Genomic DNA, 15,002 nt, shown 5'->3' on the forward strand with positions numbered 1-15,002 from the left:
TTTCGACCCAGTCCCATGCCTGTCTCCCGTACCCCTCGCGGGTTCGAGGGTAAGCACCCAGACTGGATGGGGAAGTGCCAGCACCCGGTGTGAGTAGCTCCTTGGACACAGTAGGGAGCACTCACGCTCCGAGGAACTCTCGGTGCAACCGGGATGTCAGGCCCTTCAAGTGTTGCTTATCCACCAGCAGCGTGAGCTGGAGCGGCGAGGTGTGCACCGCATGCACCCGGGCGCCCAGCTCCTCGGCCACCCCCAGCGCGCGCCGCAAGAGGCTCCAGTCGGCGTTGATGCCCGCCCCCACCGCCGTCACCGCGCCCACCTCCTCGCGCAGGGCCACCGACTCGCCGAAGCGCTCGCCCAGCTCGCGCTGGAGCGCCTGCAACCCGTGCACGTCCTGCAGGGGCACCGCGATGAACGCCCGGCCCTCGCGCCCCAACAGGCCATCGAAGGCCAGCGCCCTTCCCCGCACGGCCCGCGCATCCAGGAACTCCAGCACCCGCGCCACCTGGGCGGGCCCGCCCACCGCCGCGAGCACCGCCATCTCCCCCTCGGCCGTCACCCCCTTGACCCCGGTGTCCTCGGGCGAGCCCTGCTCCACCCGGGTGCCCGTGCCCTGCCCGTGCGCCGTGCGCGCCTGGATGACGATGCCCCGCGCCTTGGCGAACTCCACCGCCTGGGCGTTGAGCACCTTGGCCCCCGCGCTCGCCAGCTCCTGCATCTCGTCGTACGAGAGCGACTCGAGCTTGCGCGCGTCGGGCACCACCCGCGGGTCCGCGCTGAAGATGCCGTCCACGTCCGAGTAGATTTCACACGACTCGGCTCCCAGCGCCGCCGCGAGCGCCACCGCCGTGGTGTCCGAGCCTCCCCGCCCCAGCGTCGTCACCTCGCGCTTGGAGGACACGCCCTGGTAGCCCGCGACGATCACCACCTGGCCCCGCGCGAGCTCCTCTTCTATCCGGTAGGGCCGCACCTCCACGATGCGCGCCTGCGAGTGCACGTCGTTGGTGATGATGCCACTCTGGCTGCCCGTGAAGCTGATGGCCGGCACGCCCATCTCCTGCAGGGCCATGGACAGGAGCGCCATGGAGATGCGCTCGCCGCACGTGAGCAGCATGTCCAGCTCGCGCCGCGGGGGATCCGCCGACACCTGCTTGGCCAGGGCCAGCAGCTCGTCCGTGGTGTCCCCCCGGGCGGAGACGACGACCACCACCTGATAGCCCCGCTCGCGCGTCTGCTGGACCCGGAGGGCCACCCGGCGGAGCTTCTCCACGTCGGCGACCGACGAGCCACCGTACTTCTGCACCACGATTGGCATAAGGAATCCGATGCTTTGTTCCTAGAGACCCGAAAAGGTCACAGGTAACCTGACCCGGCGCGTCCGCCAAGACACTCTGGAAGCACCCCATGCACAAGGCCCGCCCCCGCTCGCCCCTCCCCGCCCCCGTCCCGCCCGCAGGAGCCCCCACATGGCCATGATCGAGGTGCGCCAGCTCACCAAGCGCTACCGGGACCGCGTCGCGGTGGACCACCTGGACTTCTCCCTCGCCGAGGGTGAAATCCTCGGGTTCCTGGGCCCCAACGGCGCGGGCAAGTCCACCACCATGAAGCTGCTCACCGGCTTCCTGCCCCCCTCCGAGGGCACCGCCCGGGTGGCCGGCTTCGACGTGTTCGAGCACCCGCTGGAGGTCAAACGACGCATCGGCTACCTGCCGGAGACGCCGCCGCTCTACCCGGAGATGACGGTGGTGGGCTACCTGCGCTTCGTGGCGCGGCTCAAGCAGGTGCCCGGCCGGGGGCTCGCCGCGGAGGTGGAGCGGGTGGCCGGGCTCACCGGGCTGTCGGACGTGATGGGCCGGCTCATCCAGAACCTCTCCAAGGGCTACCAGCAGCGCGTGGGCATCGCCCAGGCCCTGCTCGGCTCCCCGCCCGTGCTCATCCTCGACGAGCCCACCGAGGGCCTGGATCCCTCCCAGCGCGCCGAGGTGCGCGCCCTCATCAAGGGGCTCGCGGGCAAGCACACCGTGCTGCTCTCCACGCACATCCTCCCCGAGGTGACGATGACGTGCGAGAAGGTGCTCATCCTCCACCAGGGCCGCGTCGTGGCGTACGACACCCTGCGCAAGCTGGAGCGCAAGCACGCGGGCGCGGACGGCAAGGCGTCCCTGGAGGAGATCTTCATCAGGTTGACCGCGGCCTGAAGCACCGCGCGTTTCCCACCCTTCCCCGCTTGGGGTTTCCCCTGGAGGTTCCCGGATGCTCACCGCGCTGGCGATCGCCCGCAAGGAGCTGTCCCTGTATTTCACCACCCCGTGGGCCTACGCGGTCCTCACGGCGATGCAGACCGTGGCGTCGTTCTTCTTCATCAACTCCCTCTCCGAGTTCCAACGCGCCCAGGAGATGGCGCGCCAGTTCGGCTGGGAGAGCGTGCCCCCACAGTTCCGCAACCTCACCGACGGGGTGATGGTGCCCTTCTGGCACACGGTGATGACGCTCACGCTCTTCGTGGTGCCCTTCCTGTCCATGCGGCTGTTCGCCGAGGAGAAGCGCAACAAGACGTTCGAGCTGCTGATGACGGCGCCCATCCGGCCGGTGGAGATCGTCCTGGGCAAGTACCTCGGGGGACTGGGCATCGTCACGGCGACGCTCGGGCTCACGCTGCTCTACCCCGTGCTGCTCGCGTGGCTCGGCCAGGGCGAGTCCGGCCCCGCGCTGGAATGGGGCACGGTGCTGCTGGGCTACGGCGGGCTGCTGCTGTGGGGTGCCACCTGCATGGCCATCGGCCTGTTCATCTCCGCGCTCACCCAGAGCCAGATGGTGGCCGCGCTGGTGACCTTCTCCGTGCTGCTGCCGTGGCTGCTGCTCGGCAACCTCGCCCAGAGCGCCGACGAGCCCATGCGCTCCCTCATCGCCTATGTGTCCTTCTCCTCGCAGCTGTCGGGGCTGCTCGGCGGCGTGTTGGATCTCCAGACCCCCGTCTTCTTCGTGTCCGTCATCCTGCTCGCGCTGCTGCTCTGCCACCGCACGGTGGAAGCCCAGCGGTGGGCATGAGCGGACAGGACTCCGGTACCCACCATGAAAGCGGCCAACCTCGGTAGGATCCTGGGTGGACTCGGGCTCTTGCTGCTGCTGTCCAGCCCCTTCACCCTCTTCGTCACCTCGGGCTCGACCTCCCTCTTCGTCATCAAGGCGGTGCTGGGGCTCGGGCTCGTGGCGGTGTACTTCGCCACGAACTTCAAGCGGCTCGGCCAGTTCGCCTCGCGCCGCTCCAGCTTCTTCTTCGGCAGTAGCGCGCTGCTGGTGCTGCTGACGCTGCTCGGGCTCGGGGCGGTCAACTACATCGCCCACGCGCGCAACCAGCGCTGGGATCTGACGGAGCGCAAGGTCTTCACGCTGTCGCCCCAGACGGTGAGCGCGCTGCGGTCCCTGCGCGAGCCCGTGCGCGTCATCGCCTTCCTCTCCCCGGAGCACCCCGCGCGCGAGGGCCTGCGCGCCACCTTCGAGCGCTACCGCATCGAGGCCCCCGAGCGCTTCTCCTACTCCTTCGAGGATCCGCGGCGCCGTCCGGATCTCACCCAGAAGTACTCGCTGCGCGGTGGCCAGACGACGGTGGTGCTCGTGCGCGGCGAGGGCACCAACGAGACCCACACCTCGCTCAACGTCATCAGCGAGCAGGATCTCACCAACGCCCTGCTCCAGCTCACCCGCGCGAGCAACCAGCGGGTGTACTTCGTCATCGGCCATGGCGAGTGGCCCCTGGAGCGGGACATCCCCCGCCCGGGTCAGCAGGGCCGCACGACGAGCCTGTCGGAGCTGCGGCGGCAGCTCACCCAGGAAGGCTATGCCCCGCGGGAGATCAACCTCGGGGGAGGCCTGCCGGTGCCCCGGGACGCCTCGCTGCTCGTCGTCGCGGGAGCCAAGGCGCCCTTCAACCCGCCCGAGGTGGAGTCGCTGCGCGAGTACCTCTCCGCCGGCGGGAGGATGATCTACTTCGCCGAGGTCTATGGAGAACCGGGGCCCGAGCTGAGGAAGCTGTTCGCGGAGTATGGCGTGGGGTTCGACCCGGGCGTGGTCGCCGACGCGCAGTTCAACGGGGGCAGCCCCTACCTCATCGTGTCGCTCTTCTTCGGCGAGCATGAGATCTCCCGGCTGCTGCGCCAGCGGCAACTCAACATCGAGCTGCCCACCGCCCGGGGCCTCACGGTGCTCGGCGAGGGGCTCGCGCCGGGCGTGAAGGTGGAGAGCGTGCTGCGCACCTCGCCCTATGGCTGGGAGGAGTCGGCGCCCGACGAGAATCCAGCCCCCGGCGAGGGCGAGCGCACGGGGCAGATTCCCCTCGTCACCGCCAGCACGCGCGAGACGGCGGACGCGGCGAACAAGCGCTTCGATGAGTCGCGGCTCGTGGTGGTGGGCGACTCGGAGCTGCTCTTCGACTCCAACTGGGGCCACGAGGGCAACCGCAACCTGGTGATGAACGCCTTCGGCTGGGCCACCCATCAATCCGACAAGGTCACCATCCGCCCGCCCGACCGGGCGACCTCCTCCCTCCCCCTGGACGCGGCCATGCTCGGCCGCATCCGTTTCCTCGCCACCGATGCGCTGCCCCTGTCGCTGCTCGGCGTGGGGCTGGCCATCTGGCTCTCGAGGCGCAACAAGTGAACACCCGGCAGAAGAACCTCGTCACCTTGCTGGCCACCGCGGTGGTGGTCGGAGGGCTCGGCCTCTACGCGTACCTCGGGGTGATGAAGCCCCAGGCCGAGCAGCCCGCGGCTCCGGAGACGCCCGGCGCGCTCTTCCCCACCACCTCGCCCGAGACGCCCGGCTCGGAGGGAGACACCCCGGCCGCGCCCGTCTTCACCTGGATCTCCATCGAGCGCTCCCAGGGCGAGCACGCCCAGAGCAAGACGGTGCTGGAGCTGCGCGACGGCACCTGGCGCATCACCTCGCCCGTGTCCGCGCTGGCCGAGCGCAAGCAGGTGCTCGCGCTGGTCGATGAACTCTCGGACGCGAGGTTCACCGGGACGGTCACCGACAAGCCCACCGACGAGGAACTGGAGCGCTTCGGGTTGAAGCCGCCTCAAGCCACCGTGTCCGCCCGGGCCTATGTGCCGGATGCCCAGGGTGGTGGCGAGCAGGACGCCTCGCGCCAGCACTCGGTGACGTTCCACCTGGGGATCGAGAACGTCTTCGACGGCTCGATATACGTGCGCCGGGAGGGAGACCCCCACGTGTACCTCGCCAACGGAGCGCTGCGCGTCATCCTCCTCAATGAAACCTCCGGGTGGAGGAGCCGTGACGTGTTCACCGTGGAGGAGTCCTCGCTGCTGCGTATCGAGTTGAAGGGACGCAAGGACACCGTGGTGCTGGAGCGGGCCACCACCGCCAAGCCCTGGCAGATGACCCGACCGATGGTGATGCGCGCGGACCCCAAGCGCGTGGAGCGCATCTTCTCCGACTTGAAGCTCTACAAGGCCCTCGGCTTCCCGGAACCGGAATGGATGCCCCAGGTGACGCGAGCGTTGGAGAAGCCCGCGGTGGTGGCCACCCTGGTGCCCAAGATCGGCGAGCCCATTCGCTTCCAGCTCGTGACGCTGAATGTGGGCGGCTTCGAGCGGGCCTTCGTGCGGACCGAGGGCATGGCGGAGCCCATGCTGGCCCAGGTGGACGCCAATACCCTCAGGGTCCTGGATCCACCGCCCCTGGACTTCAAGAGCAAGAAGGTGCTCGAGATGCAGGCCGGCGCGGTGGAGAAGCTCGTCATCCACCCGGGCGGACGCGGAGATCCCATCACCCTGGAGCGGACCCAGGAGGATGGCCGTTGGGAGGTGCGCACTCCGGTCGTCGGCCGGGCCCGGCAATTCAAGATGGCCTCCCTGCTGAACTCCCTGGAGAAGCTCGAGGCGGAAGCCGTGGTCGCCACCGGCGCGAAGCTCGCGGCGCGCCATGGCATCACCGACAGCTCCCGAGGAGTCACGCTGATGGATGGCACGGGCCAGGTGATCGCGCGGCTGCAAATTGGAAACCCCGTACCGGACAACGACCGCCGCACCTACGGGCGGGGCTCGTCCGAGGACATCTACGAGCTGAGCACCGCCGCGCTCGAGGCCCTGCCCCTGTCGCTGGAGGAGTTGCTGGATCGGGGACAGGGCAACGCGCCCTGAGCAGGCGCGTGGGGCCTCACACCTCGAGCAGCAGGAAGCGCTGCTCGGGGTGCATCTTCGTCATGAGCGGCATCGCCACGTTGTAGACGGGGATGCCGCTCTTCGTCTTCGCCTGGGGCGCGCCATGGTGCGCGTGGCCATGGAAGACCGCCTCCGCGCCGTAGTGGTCCACCGGCATCGCCAGCCGGCTGGTGCCCAGGAAGGGGCGGATCTCGATGTTCTCCCCCTCCAGCGTTTCCGGCACGGGGGCGTAGTGCATGATGACGACCTTCTTGGGCGTATCCAGGTGGCTGAGCGCCGCTTCCAGCTTGAGCGACTCGTGCACCGCCTCCTGGACGAAGGACTTCGTCTGCCCCTCGCCGAAGGCCTGCAGCGTGGCGTTGCCGAAGCCTCCACCGAAGCCCTTCACGCCCGCCACCCCCAGCACCTTCTCGAAGATGAAGTGGTCCCCGTCGAGGATGTGCACGCCGGCGCGTGACAGCTCGCCGCAGATCTCCTTGGCCTGGTTGTGCTCGTAGTCATGGTTGCCGAGCACCGCGGCCACCGGGACGCGCAGCGAGGACAGCTCCTCGGCGAGCACCTTGCCCTCCTCCACCATGCCGCGATCCGTCAGGTCCCCGCAGAGCACCAGCAGATCCGCCTCCGCGTTGATCTGCTTGACGAACTGGCGGAAGCGTCCGTGCTGATCATCCCGGCAATGGAGATCACCGACCGCCGCCAAGCGTATTTTCGAGTTCGCATCTCGCGCCACGTGCGTCCCCCTTCTCTCGATCCCGCTCGTCCCAGGACTTGCCATCCCGGTAGCCCCAGTGATGGATGTCCACCATGTAGTTCACCTTGGAGATGAGCGTGCCGCGGCACAAGCGCTCCTGCCAGTTGCCCTCCTTGAGGGTGTCGAGCGTGCGCGACATGAGCTCCGTCATGAGCCAGGTGGGCACCAGGTCGCGCTCGCATGGGTAGGCGAAGCGGAACATCATCAGGTGGCTGAGCAACACCTCCCAGTACCGGTCGAAGCGGCGCAACAGCCGCGCCCAGTCCATGCCGTGCCCCATCTTGAGGATAAGGTGGTTGATGTCCGCGCCGTCGTAGCGCTCGCGCTCGGTGACGAAGGCCTTGGACCAGATGGTCTCCTCGGCGGGGGACACCAGACACTCGCGGCCGAACACCGGCGCCTTGCGCGCATGCTCGAACCACTCGTCGTCCACCGTGGCCACGCCGTTGCCCGAGGAGAAGATGAAGTCGACGAAGTACTCGCCCCGCCAGGCCTTGTAGAGCCAGGCCTCGTCCGTACGCTCGGTGCGCCAGCCGTCCTTCTCCAGGACGATCAGCGCCTGCTCCGCGTCGCGTTTGCGCGGAAACAGATCCAGATCCTTCGTGTCGCGGTAGATGCCCGTATAGGCGGAATAAGCGTAGGCCCCGCCCACCAGGAACGGTACGCCCGCGTCCAACAGCACCTCGACGGCGCGCCCTCGCGTGTTGATTTCCTCGGGATGACGTTGTCGCTCGGCGAGCGAGGCGTCGATTCCCATCTCTCCTGGATGATTGGAGTCTCGCTTTTCCATGGGGGGAAGCTAGGAACGGGGCGGATCCCCGTCGAAATCGTCCCCAGGTCTGCTTGGAGGGCATGCAGGCGAGAGTCCAAGTCATTGAAATCCTTGAGCTTTCATTTTTCGTCCGGGGTGCTTTCCGTTTTTCGGGGCCACGGTGTCACTTCCAGCGAACGAGCCGCGCGCACCCGAGGGCCGGGCAGACTTCGAGGGGAAACGCTCGTGACGAGAACCCACCCATGGCCGTGGCCGGAGACACCTCCGACCAAGGGCCCAGCAGCCACTCCCGCGGGGCACCTGGTCGCTCACGGTGAAGAGGATGGGGCGGGTAGGCTCGGACCTCCCCCCCGAGGCGAGACGAGGCAGTTCTTGGCAGTGACGACCCCAGCGGACCTGAAGGTCATCGACGGAGGCCAGCAGGACCGGCATGCCTTCCTGCATGAGCTGTACAAGACCTACGGTGGCAGCGTGTACGGGCGCTGCCGCTTTCTCTTGAAGGACGCCACGAAGGCGGAGGACGCGGCGCAGGAGGTCTTCGTGCGCGTCCTGCGGCAATCGGAGTCGTTGCGCAGGGCGAACTCGCCCCTGGCGTGGTTGATGAAGGTCGCCACCCACCACTGCCTCAACCAACTGCGCGCGGAGCAGGCGCCGTGGCGTCGCTCGTTCGAGCGGGACGAGCGGGCACGTCCCGAGGGGGACGGAGGCGAGCGGCCCCTGGAGACGCGCAACCTGGTGCGCTCGCTCCTGTCCCGGGTGGACCCCGAGACCCAGGCGGCGGTGGTGCACTACTGGGTGGATGGAATGACGCTGGAAGAGGTGGCGGCGCTGTTGGGCCGCTCGGTGCCCACGGTGCGCAAGCGGCTGGAGGGCTTCGCGACCCTGACGAACGAGGAGCTGAAGGTGCCATGAGCGCGCATCTGACGGAGTGGACGCTGCGGCGGCTGCGCGCCGGGGAGCTGCCCGGCGCGGAGGAGCAACAGGCCCGGAGCCATGTCGCCACCTGCGCGGAGTGCCAGCGGGTGCTCCACGGCCTCGAGGAGGAACAGGCGCGCTTCGAGGCCCAGGTGCCCTTCGAGCGCTTCGCGGCCGGGGTCGCCCTGAAGGAGACGGAGAAGCCCGCCTCGCGGCCGCGCGTCAACGGCCTGGTGGTGGCGGTAGCGGCCCTGGTGCTGCTCACGGTGACGGTGCGTCCCTTCCTCGAGCCCGAGTCCGTCAACCGGCTCAAGGGCGATGGTGCCTCGGCGACCCTGCGCATCGGTGGCGAGGGCCCCCAGCGCGCCGTGCTCCCGGGGGACACGGAGACGGTGCTGCCGCACGAGCGGGTGCGGATCGGCTACACGGCGGGCCCCTACCCGTTCATCCTCGCCCTCTCGCTGGACGACACCGGGGAGGTCTCCCCGCTGTATGCCACCGAGGATCAGCGCAGCCTGCGCGTGGAGGCGGGAGGCGGACGGCACTGGCTGCCCGACAGCGTGCGCTTCACGGGGACGGGGAACGAGCGGGTGATGGTGCTGCTGTCCAACGAGCCCCTGGAGCTGGGCGCGGTGACGGCGCGAGCGCTTCGCGCCTGGGAGGAGGCGGGCAACCAGGTCTCGGCGATGCGGCCCCTGGAGCTGGATGGGGAGGAAATCGACTGGGTGCTGCACAAGCCATGAGGCGTCTGGGCCTGTCCGCCTGGGGAGTGCTCCTGGGTCTGCTCCTGGCGAGCGCCGCGGGCGCCGTCCCCACGCGCCGCTTCGCGCTGGCGGCGGGCAATGACGAGGGGGGCGCGGGCACCCGGCCACTGCGCTTCGCGCGGCAGGATGCGCGGACGATGCTGGGCCTGCTGTCGCGGCTGGGCGGGGTGGCGCCCGGAGATTCGCGGCTGCTGCTGGACGAGGAGCCCGAGGACTTCCTGCGGGCGCTCGCCGAGGTGGAGGCCCAGGCACGGGTGGCGCGGGCCCGGGGCGAGCGCACCGAGCTCATCCTCTACTATTCGGGTCACGCGAAGGACGGCGCGCTGCGCATGGGAGAGGGGGTGCTGGAGCTGGAGGCGCTCAAGCGTCGGCTGGAGGCCTCGCCCGTGGACATCCGCATCGCCATCCTGGATGCGTGCCGCTCGGGGTCGCTCACCCGCACGAAGGGCGCCCGGCGCGCGCCCGCCTTCGCCATCGACACGGGCCTGGCCCAGACCGCCCGGGGGCTCGTCCTGCTCACCTCCAGCTCGGCGGACGAGGACTCCCAGGAGTCGGATCTGCTGGGGGGCAGCTACTTCACCCACCACCTCTTCAGCGGCCTGCTGGGGGACGCGGATCGCTCGGGGGACGGGCAGGTGACGCTCTTCGAGGCCTACTCCCATGCCTATGCGCGCACGGTGGCGGACACCGCCGACAGCGGCGCCGGAGCGCAGCACCCCTCCTTCAGCTATGACCTGTCGGGCCAGGGGGACCTGGTGCTGACGGACTTGCGTGGACACGACGAGGGCGTGCTGTTGCCGGGTGCCGCGCCCGCGGGCGCCTATTACTTCGTGAGCCCCATGGGCCTGGTGGTCGCCGAGGTGGACAAGGCGGCGGACACCGAGCGCAGGCTCGCCCTGGCGCCGGGCCGCTACACGGTGAAGCGCAGACTGGCGGACCGGCTGCGCATCGGCGAGGCGGAGGTGCGTCGCGGGAGCACCACGGTGCTCGACGAGTCGAGCCTGCGCGACGCGCCCTTCTCGGATGATCCGGTGAAGGGAGCGCCGTACCAGACGCGCACGCGGCACGCCTATTGGACGCTGGGGCTCAGCGGCGGCTACCACTCCTTCTTCGACACGCCCACGCGCGACAACCTCTTCCTCTCCACTCCGATGCTGGGGCTGGAGGCGAGCCTGCACCACTACTTCCACGAGGACTGGCGCTGGGACGTCGATCTGTCCTTCGGCTCGAGGCAGGCCACGCTGGCGCTGCCCACGCTGTCGGGGCCGCTCTACCGCTATTCGCTGCTCAACGTGGGCACGTCGTTCGTGCGCGAGTGGCCCCTGGGCCGCGCGAGTCCCTTCCTCGGCGCGCGTCTGGCCTACTCGGTCATGATTCGCGACTTCACGGACACGAGCCTGCCGACCCAGTTCTACGGGGTGGTCACCCCCGGGTTGATGGCGGGCGTGCGCTGGCCGCTGACCCACCACATCGAACTCACCGGACGTGCCCGCGTCCATTACCTCCTCTACAACGTCGACGAGCCACGCTCCCTGGGCTACTGGGAACTCGGGGCACTCGTCACGTTCCGGCTGTGAATCGGGAGCGTGTCATGCGAACCCTCTGGCTCTTGCTGTTGGGCTGTGCCACCAGCGCCTGTGTGGGCAACTTCTCCAACGACGACCTCGAGTTCCTCAACGCCCTGCCCGCGCGCGAGGATCTGATGGCCCGGCTGCCCGGAAGCGAGGCGCGCACCGGCGCGAGCGTCACGGGATGGCGCGTGGCCCCGCTCGCCCTGGCAGAGCCCTCCCCGTTCTATCGCAACACCCACGACGCCTCGGACATCTTCAACGCGGGGCTGGATGCACTGCTGTCGCGCCTGGAGCTGATCCAGGCCGAGCCCCCGACGACGCGCGCCCTGGGCAAACGGACCTGGGGGCCCATGACGCTCGACGTGTCCGGAACCCACGAGGTGCGTCTCCTGATGACCCGGACGGGCCGCGTCTTCGACTATCGGCTCGAGGTGCGGCGCACCGGCTCGGGCGATGCGGGCTGGTGGACCTTCCTGGAGGGCATCTTCCAGGCGGACGGCGGCATGCGCCGGGGGGCGGGAGCGGTGCACCTTCAGCTCGGGGCGGCGGTCGCCAACGGCTTCGATCTGGGGTGGCTCTCGGAACAGGGGCAGGAGTGGCTCTCGACCCAGGAGCGGTTGGACATCGCCTATCAGACGCGCACGCTGCCCTTGCGCGTGGAGATGAACTTCGTCTCGGCCCAGGGGGGGCGGGAGTTCCGGTACACCTACCGCCAGCTGCCCGACGGACTCGGGGAGATGAGGTTCTTCCTCCGGGCGGACCTCCTGCCGGGCGAGCGGCGCGAGGACCTGTCCATCCTCAGCCGGTGGACGCGGGACGGCGCCGGGGTGGCCCGAGCGGAGGTGACGGGAGGGGACGTGACCGAGGGGCTCGAGGAGACCCAGGTGGAGTGCTGGGACACGGGCTTCCAGCTCACCTACCGCCAACGCAGTTGGAACGCGACCCCGGAAGGCGATGCCGGGTCCTGTCCGGACGTCTCCGCGCTGGGGCCCTGAGGCCGCGGCTCACATGTCCTCCAGCTCCTTGCCCTTGGTCTCGCGGATGAAGAAGACGACGAAGAGCAGCGAGGCCACCGCCGCCGCGGTGTACAGGCCGTAGGCGAGGCCCAACCCCGCCGTGCGCAGGCTGGGGAAGGTGGCGGAGACGACGAAGTTGGCGACCCACTGCGCGGCGCCGGCGAGCGCCAGGGCCTGGGCGCGGATGCGGTTGTTGAACATCTCCCCGAGCAGCACCCACACCACGGGACCCCACGACAGGCCGAAGCAGAAGACGTAGAGGTTGGCGGCGATGAGGGCGATGGTGCCCGCGGAGCCCTGGAGCACGGGGGCGCCCGAGGCATCCAACGGCGCCGAGCCGAACACGAACGCCATCGTCCCGAGCGTCAGCATCATCCCCGCCGAGCCGATGAGGAGCAGGGGCTTGCGCCCGAAGCGATCCACCGTGGCGATGGCGATGAACGTGGTGACGATGTTGGTGACGCTGGTGATGACGGTGATGACGAGCGAGTCCTTCTCCGAGAACCCCACCGCCTGCCAGAGGACGCTCGAGTAGTAGAAGATGACGTTGATGCCCACGAACTGCTGGAAGACCGACAGGCCGATGCCAATCCAGACGATGGGCAGCAGGCCGAAGCGTCCGCGCAGATCCTTGAAGCGGCCGCGCTCCTCCGAGGAGAGGGTGCGGCGGATCTCCACCATCTTCGCCTCGGCGCCGCGGCCCAGGACGGTGCGTAGCACGGTGAGCGCCCTGGCCTCGTCGCGCCTGGCGACGAGGTAGCGCGGGGACTCGGGAATCATCAGGGCGCCCACGCCATAGGCCATGGCGACGGGCAGCTCGGACAGGAGCATCCAGCGCCACGCGGCCAGCCCGAACCAGTAGGGGTTCTCCGCCGAGCCTGCCCCGGCGGCGATGCCGTAGTCGACGAGCAGCGCGGCGAAGATGCCCGTGACGATCGCCAGCTGCTGCAGCGAGCCGAGCCGGCCCCGGAGATGGGCGGGAGCGATCTCCGCGATGTAGGCGGGAGCGATGACGCTGGCGATGCCCACGGCGATGCCGCCCACCAGGCGCCACAGGCTCAAGTCCACGAGCCCGAAGGCGAGCCCCGAGCCCAGCGTGCTCACGGAGAAGAGGATGGAGGCCACCACCATCACCCGGATGCGTCCCAGACGGTCCGCCAGCTGACCGCCCGCGAACGCCCCCACGGCCGAGCCGATCAGCGCCGAGGACACGGTCAGGCCGATGGCGGTGTCACTGGCCTGGAAGGTGGACGCCAGGGCCCCCACGGCCCCATTGATGACGGACGTGTCGTAGCCGAACAGGAAGCCACCCAGGGCGGCCACCGAGGAGATCAAGACCACCTTGGAGACGGACCCATCCGCCGCCATCGCGCCTTCGCGCACATGCCCCATCCACACACCTCCCGGAACGCGCTCTCATCATCCGCACGCCGGGCACCGAGTCATCCCTTCACGGCAGCGAGGGTGTCGGCCGTTGGAAAGAAGCCGCGACCGCAGTGTCGCCCACGGGCATTTCTGGGAGTCCGAGCAGGGGCCACCCCGCCCGCCTGCCCTCCCCGGCATCCGTCCTTGACTCGGTGGGAGTCACTCTCTAGGTTGGGTCTCTTCCCCTCGGTATTCAGCGAAGGACCCCTGTTCCATGGCTCGCGTCACAGTCGAAGACTGCCTCCCCCTGGTCGACAACCGCTTCGCGCTCGTGCTGCTGGCGGCCAAGCGCGCCCGTCAGCTCATGGCCGGCGCCCGCCCCATCATCGACATCTCCAAGAACAAGCCGCCCGTGCTCTCGCTGCGCGAGGTGGCCACCGGCCGGGTGAAGTTCGATCGCGACGTGCGCGAGGCCCTCACCGGCAAGTACTCCAAGGAGCCCAAGGGCGCCTAGTCATCGCCCTGCTCCGGCGGTCGTCCGGAGACGGCGAGCGGGCTGCCCGCGCGCAGCAGCATCCGGGCCGCGCGCGCGGCGATGGCCTTCTCGCCCTTGTAGCCCAGCAACGAGGCCACGCGCACGAGCGGTACCCAGCGGGCCTCGTCCACCTCCACCCGTTGTCCCGCGTGCTGGATGTCGCCGAGCACGCCCGAGTGATAGCGGAAGAGGAAGAAGTGGACGCGCTTGAAGATGCGCTGGCCGCGAAACTGGTAGACGTAGCGGATCTCCCCCAGCGGCGCGACGAGCGTGGCCCGCAGGCCCGTCTCCTCCCACACCTCGCGCGTCGCGGTCTGCTCGGCGGACTCCCCGGGGTCCACGTGTCCCTTGGGCAGCGCCCACAGGGAGCGGCCATGGGGGCGGATGACGGCCACCTCCAGCTCTCCTGCCTGTTCTCGAACGACGATTCCTCCGGCGGAGGCCTCTCGGGGCATGACGCCACCGTAACCGATGAGCGCGCACCGCGGTCAGGAGACTTGCGCGAAGTGGCGCAACTTGGCTTCCGCGCCCAATCGGTACGCGTAACGCAAGTCCGACAACAGCCGCTCCAGCCGCCGGGACGCCACGTGCCCCATCAGCCGGGAGCAGAAGTTGCGCGACAGCCGGTTGGCCTCCCGGTAGCGCCAGCGCTCCTCCTCGGACAGTCGGCTCCGGTAGGACACCCGGTCGAACAGCCGCCAGCGCAGCTCCTCGGCCCATGTCCGCACGCCCGCTCCCCAGCGGTGCAGCAGGCACAGGACGAACTTGTCCACCTCCGCCTGCGCCTCCAGCTCCAGCAGGGACACGGTCCGCTCCTGGGTGGCCGTATGCGCCAGATAGACGAAGTGGGAGACGCCCTCGGCGACCTGGCAGAAGCCGTCCAGCTCGCGCTCCAGGGCGTGGACGGGCGCGCCCGCGTAGGGCTCGAGCCGCCGCAGCAGCGCGGGGGCCAGATAGAGGGCGACCTCCACCTCCCCGTCCTCCTCGCGCACGAGGAGCTCCTCCTCGGAACGACCCGTGGAGCCCAGGAGGACGGCCGCCTCGGCGTCCACCAGGAAGACCTCCGCCCGGGCCTCGCAGGTGAGGCCATAGATGGCCTCCAGGTGGGCCTGCACACGGTCGATCACGCGCCGA

15 protein-coding genes are annotated in these 15,002 nt (G+C 69.4%); 9 read left to right on the forward strand and 6 right to left on the reverse strand.

The annotated features are described in order from the left end of the window. Positions 1-121: 121 nt before the first annotated feature. A complete protein-coding gene (locus CYFUS_RS33580; RefSeq protein ID WP_095988940.1) occupies positions 122-1,315 on the reverse strand; it encodes an aspartate kinase in 1,194 nt (397 codons plus the stop codon). Between the two features lie 151 nt (positions 1,316-1,466). Between CYFUS_RS33580 and CYFUS_RS33585 the strand changes: the two genes are divergently transcribed. From CYFUS_RS33585 to CYFUS_RS33600, 4 genes are read left to right on the forward strand one after another with little or no spacing between them, the layout of a single operon-like run. Next, complete coding sequence (locus CYFUS_RS33585; protein WP_198316233.1) at positions 1,467-2,198, forward strand: ABC transporter ATP-binding protein; 732 nt, start codon at positions 1,467-1,469, stop codon at positions 2,196-2,198. Positions 2,199-2,253: 55 nt separating this feature from the next. Further along, the gene (locus tag CYFUS_RS33590) at positions 2,254-3,048 is read left to right on the forward strand and encodes an ABC transporter permease (protein ID WP_095988941.1); all 795 of its coding nucleotides are present in this window, start codon (positions 2,254-2,256) and stop codon (positions 3,046-3,048) included. A 24-nt stretch (positions 3,049-3,072) separates the two neighbouring features. After that, positions 3,073-4,656, forward strand: a complete 1,584-nt coding sequence (locus CYFUS_RS33595) for a GldG family protein (RefSeq protein WP_095988942.1) — start codon at positions 3,073-3,075, stop codon at positions 4,654-4,656. Next, entirely contained in the window at positions 4,653-6,158 is a 1,506-nt protein-coding gene (locus tag CYFUS_RS33600) for a DUF4340 domain-containing protein (RefSeq protein ID WP_095988943.1), read from the forward strand. The genes CYFUS_RS33595 and CYFUS_RS33600 overlap by 4 nt, the downstream gene beginning before the upstream one ends. A gap of 16 nt (positions 6,159-6,174) precedes the next feature. On the opposite strand, the gene CYFUS_RS33605 is transcribed toward CYFUS_RS33600, so the two are convergent. Further along, entirely contained in the window at positions 6,175-6,879 is a 705-nt protein-coding gene (locus tag CYFUS_RS33605; protein WP_095988944.1) for a metallophosphoesterase family protein, read from the reverse strand. After that, positions 6,863-7,687 carry a nucleotidyltransferase gene (locus CYFUS_RS33610; protein WP_095988945.1) on the reverse strand — a complete coding sequence of 275 codons (825 nt, stop codon included), beginning with the start codon at positions 7,685-7,687 and terminating at the stop codon, positions 6,863-6,865. The genes CYFUS_RS33605 and CYFUS_RS33610 overlap by 17 nt, the downstream gene beginning before the upstream one ends. 393 nt (positions 7,688-8,080) lie before the next feature. On the opposite strand from CYFUS_RS33610, the gene CYFUS_RS33615 reads away from it, so the two are divergent. From CYFUS_RS33615 to CYFUS_RS33630, 4 genes are read left to right on the forward strand one after another with little or no spacing between them, the layout of a single operon-like run. After that, a complete protein-coding gene (locus CYFUS_RS33615) occupies positions 8,081-8,614 on the forward strand; it encodes an RNA polymerase sigma factor (protein WP_095988946.1) in 534 nt (177 codons plus the stop codon). Then, complete coding sequence (locus tag CYFUS_RS33620) at positions 8,611-9,360, forward strand: ACP synthase (protein ID WP_095988947.1); 750 nt, start codon at positions 8,611-8,613, stop codon at positions 9,358-9,360. Before CYFUS_RS33615 ends, CYFUS_RS33620 begins: the two co-directional genes overlap by 4 nt. Then, positions 9,357-10,958 (forward strand): caspase family protein, encoded by a 1,602-nt coding sequence (locus tag CYFUS_RS33625; RefSeq protein ID WP_095988948.1) that lies wholly within the window; start codon positions 9,357-9,359, stop codon positions 10,956-10,958. The genes CYFUS_RS33620 and CYFUS_RS33625 overlap by 4 nt, the downstream gene beginning before the upstream one ends. 14 nt (positions 10,959-10,972) lie before the next feature. Then, on the forward strand, positions 10,973-11,947 hold the full coding sequence (locus CYFUS_RS33630; protein ID WP_095988949.1) for a hypothetical protein: 975 nt from the start codon (positions 10,973-10,975) through the stop codon (positions 11,945-11,947). A 9-nt stretch (positions 11,948-11,956) separates the two neighbouring features. Here the strand turns inward: CYFUS_RS33630 and CYFUS_RS33635 are convergent, their stop codons facing one another. Further along, positions 11,957-13,360: a sugar porter family MFS transporter gene (locus CYFUS_RS33635; RefSeq protein WP_095988950.1), complete on the reverse strand. Its 1,404-nt coding sequence runs from the start codon at positions 13,358-13,360 to the stop codon at positions 11,957-11,959. A 247-nt stretch (positions 13,361-13,607) separates the two neighbouring features. Here CYFUS_RS33635 and rpoZ point away from each other — a divergent pair, with 247 nt between their 5' ends. Continuing rightward, positions 13,608-13,847 (forward strand): DNA-directed RNA polymerase subunit omega, encoded by a 240-nt coding sequence (gene rpoZ / locus CYFUS_RS33640; RefSeq protein ID WP_002624043.1) that lies wholly within the window; start codon positions 13,608-13,610, stop codon positions 13,845-13,847. Here the strand turns inward: rpoZ and CYFUS_RS33645 are convergent. Both CYFUS_RS33645 and CYFUS_RS33650 read right to left on the reverse strand, forming a co-directional pair. After that, on the reverse strand, positions 13,844-14,323 hold the full coding sequence (locus CYFUS_RS33645) for an NUDIX hydrolase (RefSeq protein ID WP_095988951.1): 480 nt from the start codon (positions 14,321-14,323) through the stop codon (positions 13,844-13,846). The two genes, rpoZ and CYFUS_RS33645, sit on opposite strands and share 4 nt — an antisense overlap. A 33-nt stretch (positions 14,324-14,356) precedes the next feature. After that, entirely contained in the window at positions 14,357-14,995 is a 639-nt protein-coding gene (locus CYFUS_RS33650; RefSeq protein WP_095988952.1) for a hypothetical protein, read from the reverse strand. Between the last annotated feature and the right edge of the window lie 7 nt (positions 14,996-15,002).

It is taken from the genome of Cystobacter fuscus (assembly GCF_002305875.1).
GTDB classification, from domain to species: domain Bacteria; phylum Myxococcota; class Myxococcia; order Myxococcales; family Myxococcaceae; genus Cystobacter; species Cystobacter fuscus_A.

Excerpts from the sequence above, each read along its gene's own strand:
- CYFUS_RS33630 (WP_095988949.1), top strand. The coding sequence starts at position 10,973 with ATGCGAACCCTCTGGCTCTTGCTGTTGGGCTGTGCCACCAGCGCCTGT.
- CYFUS_RS33590 (WP_095988941.1), top strand. The coding sequence starts at position 2,254 with ATGCTCACCGCGCTGGCGATCGCCCGCAAGGAGCTGTCCCTGTATTTC.
- rpoZ (WP_002624043.1), top strand. The coding sequence starts at position 13,608 with ATGGCTCGCGTCACAGTCGAAGACTGCCTCCCCCTGGTCGACAACCGC.
- CYFUS_RS33635 (WP_095988950.1), bottom strand. The coding sequence starts at position 13,360 with ATGGGGCATGTGCGCGAAGGCGCGATGGCGGCGGATGGGTCCGTCTCC.
- CYFUS_RS33625 (WP_095988948.1), top strand. The coding sequence starts at position 9,357 with ATGAGGCGTCTGGGCCTGTCCGCCTGGGGAGTGCTCCTGGGTCTGCTC.
- CYFUS_RS33580 (WP_095988940.1), bottom strand. The coding sequence starts at position 1,315 with ATGCCAATCGTGGTGCAGAAGTACGGTGGCTCGTCGGTCGCCGACGTG.
- CYFUS_RS33620 (WP_095988947.1), top strand. The coding sequence starts at position 8,611 with ATGAGCGCGCATCTGACGGAGTGGACGCTGCGGCGGCTGCGCGCCGGG.
- CYFUS_RS33645 (WP_095988951.1), bottom strand. The coding sequence starts at position 14,323 with ATGCCCCGAGAGGCCTCCGCCGGAGGAATCGTCGTTCGAGAACAGGCA.
- CYFUS_RS33595 (WP_095988942.1), top strand. The coding sequence starts at position 3,073 with ATGAAAGCGGCCAACCTCGGTAGGATCCTGGGTGGACTCGGGCTCTTG.
- CYFUS_RS33610 (WP_095988945.1), bottom strand. The coding sequence starts at position 7,687 with ATGGGAATCGACGCCTCGCTCGCCGAGCGACAACGTCATCCCGAGGAA.
- CYFUS_RS33585 (WP_198316233.1), top strand. The coding sequence starts at position 1,467 with ATGGCCATGATCGAGGTGCGCCAGCTCACCAAGCGCTACCGGGACCGC.